An 8,601-nucleotide genomic window follows, 5' to 3' on the forward strand; every position below is an offset into this window, starting at 1 on the left:
GCCCCCATTTACATTATGAATTCTTAGTGAATGGTAAGCACAAAAATCCAAAAACAGTGTCACTACCAAAAGCAGAGTCATTACGCGGTAGTGAAAAGACCAAGTTTGTCTCCGAAGCGAAGGGCATCATAGAGCAATTGGAAAATAATGCGAAATTATACAGTCTAATCGCACAATAAAGATAAACGGCTGATTTTAGGGAGCGACAATGCCAAACAAACGTGAGTTATATATCGGACTGATGTCTGGAACCAGCATTGATGGTATTGATGCTGCCTTAGTCGCATTTGAGCATGGCAAGTGCCAACTTATTGCCCAGCACTTACAAGCTATGCCTGCGAAGCTAACGGCTCAACTGCATCAATTGTGTCGTCCTAACGGCAATGAAATAAGCACACTTGCCACCATCGAGCAACCGCTTGCTGAAACCTTTGCGCTTGCTTGTGAGCAATTGCTGGCTAAAACACAGTATACCGCCAAAGACATCACAGCTATTGGTTCTCATGGTCAAACGGTACGTCACCACCCCGAACATGGCTTCACCTTACAAATCGGAGATGCTAATATTCTTGCCGCCTTGACCAATATTGATACCGTCGCTGACTTTAGACGCAAAGATATGGCCTTTGGTGGTCAAGGTGCGCCCTTAGTCCCTGCTTTCCATCAGGCTGTATTTCAACACCAGAGTATCAATCGCGCCATTGTTAACATCGGTGGTTTAGCCAATATAACCTACTTACCAAGCTTGCAGCAGAATAAATCCATTATTGGCTATGATACTGGTCCGGGGAATACCCTACTCGACGCCTGGTTTACTGCTAAAAATAACAGCCTAAAAAGCTACGATGAAGATGGCCAATGGGCAAAATCAGGGGTTGTTATCGAGTCTTTACTGACGTCATTATTACAGCATGCATTTTTTGCGTTAAACCCGCCGAAAAGCACGGGTCGAGAGTTATTTAACTTAGCTTGGCTGCAACCCTATTTAAATAAAACATTAAATAACAGTTTAGATACTATTTCAGATAAACATCCGCTGTCATATTCAGATGCCGATGTACAACGTACATTAACGCGTTTTACCGCAGTTTCTATTGCCAATGAAGTCACTAAATTGATGCATAATAGTATCGGGAATAAAAGTAATAACGTGAATATAACGAATGAAGTGTACATTTGTGGTGGTGGCGCGGCCAATCCATTGTTAATGGCAGACTTAGCACAATTATTACCAGTTACACCTGTAATGACAACCACAGAAATAGGCATTGATCCTGATTGGGTTGAAGCGATTGCGTTTGCTTGGTTAGCGAAGCAACATATCCATAAACAGCCGGGTAATTTACCTGCGGTCACAGGCGCAAGCCGCTTAGCAATTTTGGGGGCTTTTTATCCCGCAGGTTAAGACCATGACATCACGATAGTAACGAACATAAAAAGATGATAAAAAAATAGAGCCAAACGGCTCTATTTTTATTCGATTCTTACTTATATCGACAATTAAGCTTGCGTATCAATTGTTGGAGTTGGTGTTGCTACCGCTTTTGAGATCATCACCATCGCAGGTCGGATTAGACGACCATTTAGCTCATAACCTTTTTGCATCACAGTAATCACTGTATTTGGTTCAACGTCAGCACTTTCGATCATGCTCATTGCCTGATGTAACTCAGGGTTGAATTTTTCACCTTCAGGATTAACAGATTTAACACCAAATTTTTCTAATGCAGATTCCAGTGATTTAGCTGTTAGCTCAATACCTTCAATCAATGGTAGCAATGCTTCATTTGTTTTATCAACATGTAACAGACCACGTTCCATGTTATCAATAACAGGCAGTAATTCATTAGCAAACTTTTCTAGCGCGAATTTCTTTGCTTTATCAACATCAATCGCAGCACGGCGACGAATGTTATCAGCATCGGCTTTCGCACGTAATGCAGTATCTTTAAATTCAGCTGCTGATGCAGTTGCTTTCGCGAGTTCAGCTTCTAATGCAGCGATGCGTGCTACAGACTCATCAACTTCCACAGTCGCTTCTTCAACAGCAACCTCTTCAACTGTAACATCTTCAACTACAGGCTGTGCTTCAGTTTCTGTTACTAATTGCTCTTCAACTTTCTTTTCAGCCTGTACTTTTTGCTTTTCGCTGCTCATTACTTTCTCCGACATTCGATTCAGCATACTCTATAATTAGTACGCTATATTACAATTAATGGTTTATACCGAAATATAATGGGGATCCTAACACGAGATTCAAGTCAAATTCATCCCTAGTTACATCCTACGGTAAAAATAGTTCTAAATCGCACACTATAAATGATTAATTAAGCGGTATTAATATCGCGTTTATACTTTGAATCTTGAAGTGGCTTAAGTATATACTGAGCCTATACTTACTTAGTGGAATCAAGGCAATGAAGAGAGAATTCAAGACCATCGGGTTAATCGGAAAACCCAAACACCCAGAAACAACCAAAACCCTTATTGCCCTGCACAACTTTTTAACCGAACACAAATACAAGGTTATTGTTGATAGCCGTGTATCGCAAGACCTCAACATGGATAAGATCGAATCACGACCACTGATGGACCTAGGTGAAGAAGCGGATCTTGCCATTGTGGTAGGTGGTGACGGTAACATGCTTGGCGCTGGTCGTGTATTATCTCGTTTTGATATTGCCGTTATCGGGGTTAACCGAGGTAATTTAGGTTTCCTGACCGATCTTGATCCTGAAGCCTTTGATGACCATTTATTGGGCGTACTTAAAGGCCAATACATCTCGGAAAAGCGAATTTTATTAAACACGTCAATCTATCGCTACGGGATGTTAAAGGCCACCAACTTAGCCTTTAATGAAACGATCTTACACCCGGGTAAGATCCCCGCGATGATTGAGTTTGAAGTTTACATTGATGATAGCTTTATGTTGAGCCAACGTGCCGATGGTTTATTAGTCTCTACACCAACAGGCTCAACAGCTTATTCATTATCTGCCGGTGGTCCAATCCTATCACCAAGTCTAGAAGCAATCTCATTAATGGCTATGTTCCCTCATACACTGTCAAGCCGCCCCATTGTCATCAACGCCAATAGCACGATTAGATTAGTCGTTTCGCCAAATAATGAAGAAAATATGATGGTCAGTTGTGATGGTCACGTCCACATTGGTGTGCTTCCTGGTGATGAAATTATCATCAAACGAGATAAAAACCATCTTAATTTGATCCATCCGAAAAGCTACGATTACTTTAATGTTTTACGTGAAAAATTAGGCTGGGGAAGCAAATTATTTTAGTCTGAACACAGCGCTATAAAGGCTTAGCCCATGTTAAGCCTTATCCTTTCACTTCCCTGTATCTTGATCACAAATTGAAAATAAACCCCTCAACTAAAAGCAAAGTATTTACACTTATGGGTCAGTGTATATATACTGTATATAAAACCAGCCTGATAAAATAAACAGGGTACAGTATGCTAACGCAACTCACTATTCATAATTTTGCTATCGTTAAATTTTTAGAACTTGAACTAAAGTCAGGCATGACAACCGTAACAGGTGAAACTGGTGCCGGTAAATCAATTGCCATTGATGCGCTTGGTCTTGCTTTAGGTTCTCGTGCTGATGCCAGTACAGTTAGGCCCGGCGAGAAAAAAGCTGAAATAAGCGCCATTTTTACCGTAGAATCAAGTTCCCTCGCCTACAAATGGCTAACCGAGCACGAATTAAATAATGAAGATGAATGTATCCTGCGCCGCGTTATTACTGCAGAAGGTCGATCTAAGGGCTATATCAACGGTGTCCCCGTACCATTGCAGCAACTCAAAGCACTGTCTCAATTTTTGGTTCAAGTACATGGACAACATGCACATCAAACTTTATTAAAACCAGAAATCCAATTAGCGATCCTCGATGGTTATGCCAGCCATACAAAATTACAGACGAGCGTCCGTGATAGTTACCGCAATTGGCATAATTTAGCGGATGAAGAAAAGAAACTAATACAAAACCAGCAGCAACGGGCAGCCAGACAACAGCTATTACAATATCAAGTATCAGAACTTAACGAGTTTGCCTTAGCCGATGGTGAATATAGCCAGATTGAAGCTGGGCATAAGCTATTAGCCAACAGCACTGAATTAGTTCAAGAGTGCATGACGAGTTTAGATACTCTGTATGAAAATGAAGACAATACCATCTGTAGCATGCTGCAAATAGTAACTCAGCGTCTAGAAAATTTGTTAGACATGGATCCAAAACTAAAGTCAATCACAGATACCTTGCAAGAGGCGGTAGTGCTGGCCGAAGAAGCTGGTAATGAACTTCGCAGTTACACAGATAATCTTGACCGCGACCCAGAAAAATTTGAATACCTTGATGAACGTTTAGGTAAGGCCTTAGAACTCGCACGTAAACACCAAGTACCCGCAGATCAGCTCGCGACACATCACCAAATGCTAAAAGCCGAATTAGACAATATTGCCGGTGACGATGAACGAATTGAGAGTATCAAGCTAGAACTACAAGAATCTGAAGCTAAGTATCATCAACAAGCAACAAAACTATCATCAAGTCGTCAAAAATACGCGAAACAGTTAAACAAGTTAATCACGGCAAGCATGCATGAACTGAGTATGGAAAATGGTTGTTTTGAAATAACCCTTGAAAGCAGTGAACATAAAACACCAAATCCACAAGGTTTGGATAATATTAACTTTTTAGTTTCAACGAATCCAGGGCAACCATTACAAGCACTGGGTAAAGTCGCATCTGGTGGTGAGCTATCACGTATAAGCTTAGCAATCCAAGTGATCACAGCGCAAAAAATATCAACACCAACATTAATCTTTGATGAAGTAGATGTGGGCATTTCAGGGCAAACAGCCTCCATTGTTGGCAAACTATTACGCCAATTAGGTAATAAAACCCAAGTTATGTGCGTGACTCATTTACCGCAAGTAGCATCCAAAGGTCATCAGCAAATGTTTGTGAGTAAAACCACCGATGGGAAAACGACCGAAACCTGCATGAAACCCTTAAGCCAAGAAAAACGTATTGAAGAATTAGCGCGGTTACTTGGGGGAGACAAGATCACCGCGTCAACATTAAGTAATGCCGCAGAAATGTTAGTTTAACCTCTCACAGTAGAGACAAGGCGGGAACTAATTCCTGCTTTTGTCTTCTAATTGGCTTAACCCTAAGTAAGTCGACTAAATACATCGATTTACTTCACTCGCCAGCCGAGTTACTATTTACCTATCTATATGGACTTAATTAGCAAAATACTTATGCACTTAAAATACTTACTTATTGCAGGCTTGGCCATCTTCAGTTTATCGGGCTGCTCAATTCTTGAAAAACTAGTTTATAAAATTGATATTCCACAAGGTAATTATGTCGAAGATGATCAAGTAGACAAATTACGTGTTGATATGACGAAAGAACAAGTTACTTTTGTACTTGGCAGCCCAATGCTCGTTGATTCGTTTGACCATGATGTTTGGAATTACTTATATCGCTTCAAAACAGGTCGTGGCGAAGTAACAAGTAAGCAGCTGGTATTAACCTTTGAAAGTGAGAAGCTGAAAACAGTGGTTGGTGATTATCCGCTAAACCCTAATTTTTCAACGCCACTTGATCAATAGATTAAGAACAAACAATTATTGATAATAAAAATCACAACCTAAATTGAGTTGTGATTTTTATTATTCTCTATCTTATTTTTTGGCCTGTCTTTTCGTGAATTCGCCCATCTTCTTTGGCTTTTTCAGCACGGCGTTTACGCATTTCTTTAGGATCGGCAGTTAACGGCCTATATATCTCAACACGTTCACCATCTTCAACCACAGTATCCAGTTTGATTAAGCGACTAAAGATACCTAATTTATTTTTATTTAGCTCAATCTCAGGATATTTGACTAATATACCTGACGCTTCAATCACTTGCTGAGCTGTCGCACCTTGCTCTAAACTTACCGTAAAGGTAATTTGTTCTTTCGGTAATGCATAAATAACGTCTACATTAATTTTGGTCGACACCATAAACCTCTTTTGCACGCTCTGTAAAAGATTGCACCATATTATTCACTAAGTCAGAAAAAATACGCCCAAACGCCACTTCCACTAATTTACTGCTAAATACAAAATCTAAATCCAGAGTTACTTTACATGCAGTTTCATCTAACGCTTTAAACGTCCAACCACCTGTAAGTTTTTTAAACGGCCCATCAACGAGATCCATTTTTACTTCTTGCCCAGGTATTAGCGTATTCTTAGTGGTAAATGTTTTGCTAATACCGGCTCTGGCAACATCAACTGCTGCTGTCATTTGATTATCATGTTCATCTAAAATGCGTGTACCAGTACAACCTGGTAAAAAATCTGGGTATGCATCAACATCGTTTACTAATTTAAACATTTGGTCAGCGCTATACATTAACAGTGCGCTGCGCGTTATCCGTGGCATACTAGTCCCTATATTGAAAACAACAATCGAAAAATTAAATCGCATACTAATGGCCCAATATCTCTTCGCCAGTAGTAATAAGCAGGCAACTTTAGCATTTATCTATATAAAATTCATTTGTTATTCCCAGCAAAGTAAGACTAGTACTAGGATAAAATTCGATTTTGTTATAAGATTTATAACATTAAATTCCGTCAATGATGGGTGCATAAAAATAAATTATGGCTAAGAAAAAACCAAAAAACAGCGAAAATACCATCGCGAGAAATAAAACGGCTAGTTTCGAATATAAAATCGAAGATCGCTTGGAAGCGGGATTAGAACTACAAGGCTGGGAAGTTAAATCATTGCGTGCCGGTAAAGTAAACATTACCGAAAGTTATGTGTTTATTAAAAATGGTGAAGCATTTATATCAGGTGCGCAGATCATGCCACTCGACGCTGCGTCTACACACGTAGTTTGCAACCCGACCCGTATTCGTAAGTTATTATTAAACAAGCGTGAATTAGAAGTACTAGCAAGTAAAGTAGAACGTCAGGGTTATACTATTGTTGCAACATCAATGTACTGGAAGCAAGCTTGGGTAAAAATCAACATTGGTCTTGCTAAAGGTAAGAAAGAGCACGATAAACGTTCAGATGTAAAAGATCGTGAATGGAAAATAGACAAAGAACGAATGATGAAGCACAAAGTTCGTTAATTTGTTGCAATTCTACACTATTGGCGTAGAATTTTAGTTCTGGGGTCGATTTAGGATTCGACGAGATTCACGAAACCCTAGGTGCATGTCGAGGGGCGGTTGGCCTCGTAAAAAGCCGCACTGTTATAGTTGCAAACGACTCTAACTACTCTCTAGCAGCTTAGGCTAGCTAGCCATCATTTAGAACCCTGCCCGAGGGTCTCTAATATTGTATGGTCATTAAATATCGGGATCGCGTGGACTCTTCGCTCGTAGAGAAAGCGCTAAACTCAATCGAGCACGCTTTTGTTCGGCCTGTCACTCGGCTTAATAAAAAGTTAAATTAATAGAGATGACTAAACATGTAGTACCGCGGATGTAGGTTTTTCGGACGGGGGTTCAACTCCCCCCGACTCCACCAAACGCAAGTTAGAACGGCACCCTCCTAAGTGTCGCAGCCCATTGAATGGTTTGATTCAATGGGCTTTTCTTTATCCAAAATTTATAAAACACTGTTTTTTTTAGTAAGAAAATCAATGGAGTGGTTATGAATAAGATAGTTTTAATAATTTTTCTTTGTGTATCTCTTCAAGGCTGTAGCGTTTTCGGCAACGATTCAAAACCTGAAGTGCCATCAATACTAGGTGGAAAACCTAAAGAAGAAAAAAAAGAAAAGAATGGTCTCCTTGCCATTACAGAGTTCATGGCAGTCATGACTCTACTAAAAACCCAAGTAGATTGAATTAATAACACCTTGTTATGTAGCAACGGTGGTACGAGGCGATAATGAAACATTTAAAATTAATCCTCTTTCTTTGTCTGTTAAACCAAGGTTGTAGCACTAATTCCAACCTGCCAATGAACCAGCCAAGAAGTCATATTCAAACGTCAATGCCCACAACGATTGAAGAGCCTATAGAAGATCAGCAAATTAATGTTGGTGCTTTAGGCTCACAGCAAGTTGATCCCAGTGATATAATCTATGATGACGGTAAGAAACTAGAAGAACCTAAAGAACAATCCAAAAAAGAACTTACGAAAAAACAAAAACAAGAAAATGCTGAAGGTGTAATTAGAAATATGTCTGATACCAGCGACTTTATGCCTGAACAAAAGTCTTATTGGATGTAGGTTAGCGCGTAAAATGAGTCCATGCCCCACAAAGCATGGACGCATATCACAACAACAAATAGGTTTAACACCAAGGCTTCACGCTTTGAGGAATATATTGGCATTATCTAAGATAATGGATAATCCAATAGCAAAGGTAATAAACCACGCACGAACCCAATATCGACAGAACTTGTCGACCAACTTCCTAAAAAGCAGGGGCATTGTTTAATAGCAGTCTTAAAGCATTTCGTACCGCAGTAGAACGCGCAGGATTTGAATTACCCAAAGGCCAAATGAGTCATGTGTTACAGCATACTTTTGCGAGTTATTTTATGATGAA

At 39.8% G+C, this 8,601-nt stretch carries 10 protein-coding genes, 1 other RNA gene and 1 pseudogene; 9 read left to right on the forward strand and 3 right to left on the reverse strand.

The window, feature by feature from the left end:
* Positions 1-179: pseudogene (locus BT797_RS24645) on the forward strand (peptidase M23); the annotation flags it as partial.
* Between the two features lie 29 nt (positions 180-208).
* Complete coding sequence (locus tag BT797_RS10075; protein ID WP_075471939.1) at positions 209-1,405, forward strand: anhydro-N-acetylmuramic acid kinase; 1,197 nt, start codon at positions 209-211, stop codon at positions 1,403-1,405.
* 95 nt (positions 1,406-1,500) lie between these two features.
* Here BT797_RS10075 and grpE read toward each other — a convergent pair whose 3' ends face one another.
* Positions 1,501-2,157, reverse strand: coding sequence for a nucleotide exchange factor GrpE (grpE, locus tag BT797_RS10080; protein ID WP_075471940.1), 657 nt, complete (start codon positions 2,155-2,157; stop codon positions 1,501-1,503).
* Positions 2,158-2,417: 260 nt separating this feature from the next.
* Here grpE and nadK point away from each other — a divergent pair, with 260 nt between their 5' ends.
* From nadK to bamE, 3 genes are all read left to right on the forward strand, one after another.
* The gene (gene nadK, locus BT797_RS10085) at positions 2,418-3,299 is read left to right on the forward strand and encodes an NAD(+) kinase (RefSeq protein WP_045111686.1); all 882 of its coding nucleotides are present in this window, start codon (positions 2,418-2,420) and stop codon (positions 3,297-3,299) included.
* Between the two features lie 176 nt (positions 3,300-3,475).
* Positions 3,476-5,137: a DNA repair protein RecN gene (gene recN / locus BT797_RS10090; RefSeq protein WP_075471942.1), complete on the forward strand. Its 1,662-nt coding sequence runs from the start codon at positions 3,476-3,478 to the stop codon at positions 5,135-5,137.
* A gap of 153 nt (positions 5,138-5,290) precedes the next feature.
* Positions 5,291-5,647 carry an outer membrane protein assembly factor BamE gene (gene bamE / locus BT797_RS10095; protein ID WP_075471944.1) on the forward strand — a complete coding sequence of 119 codons (357 nt, stop codon included), beginning with the start codon at positions 5,291-5,293 and terminating at the stop codon, positions 5,645-5,647.
* Positions 5,648-5,714: 67 nt separating this feature from the next.
* Here the strand turns inward: bamE and BT797_RS10100 are convergent, their stop codons facing one another.
* Entirely contained in the window at positions 5,715-6,044 is a 330-nt protein-coding gene (locus BT797_RS10100) for an RnfH family protein (RefSeq protein WP_075471946.1), read from the reverse strand.
* Complete coding sequence (locus tag BT797_RS10105) at positions 6,025-6,468, reverse strand: SRPBCC family protein (RefSeq protein ID WP_045111690.1); 444 nt, start codon at positions 6,466-6,468, stop codon at positions 6,025-6,027. Before BT797_RS10105 ends, BT797_RS10100 begins: the two co-directional genes overlap by 20 nt.
* Before the next feature lie 221 nt (positions 6,469-6,689).
* On the opposite strand from BT797_RS10105, the gene smpB reads away from it, so the two are divergent.
* The 4 genes from smpB to BT797_RS10125 all read left to right on the forward strand — a co-directional run bounded on the left by smpB (position 6,690) and on the right by BT797_RS10125 (position 8,279).
* Positions 6,690-7,169: an SsrA-binding protein SmpB gene (smpB, locus tag BT797_RS10110; protein WP_045111691.1), complete on the forward strand. Its 480-nt coding sequence runs from the start codon at positions 6,690-6,692 to the stop codon at positions 7,167-7,169.
* 41 nt (positions 7,170-7,210) lie between these two features.
* Positions 7,211-7,569: a transfer-messenger RNA gene (ssrA, locus tag BT797_RS10115) on the forward strand.
* A gap of 126 nt (positions 7,570-7,695) precedes the next feature.
* Positions 7,696-7,890 (forward strand): hypothetical protein, encoded by a 195-nt coding sequence (locus BT797_RS10120; RefSeq protein WP_045111692.1) that lies wholly within the window; start codon positions 7,696-7,698, stop codon positions 7,888-7,890.
* A 44-nt stretch (positions 7,891-7,934) separates the two neighbouring features.
* Complete coding sequence (locus tag BT797_RS10125; RefSeq protein ID WP_045111693.1) at positions 7,935-8,279, forward strand: hypothetical protein; 345 nt, start codon at positions 7,935-7,937, stop codon at positions 8,277-8,279.
* The last annotated feature ends 322 nt before the right edge of the window (positions 8,280-8,601 follow it).

Source organism: Moritella viscosa (assembly GCF_900120065.1).
In the GTDB taxonomy this organism is placed as follows: domain Bacteria; phylum Pseudomonadota; class Gammaproteobacteria; order Enterobacterales; family Moritellaceae; genus Moritella; species Moritella viscosa.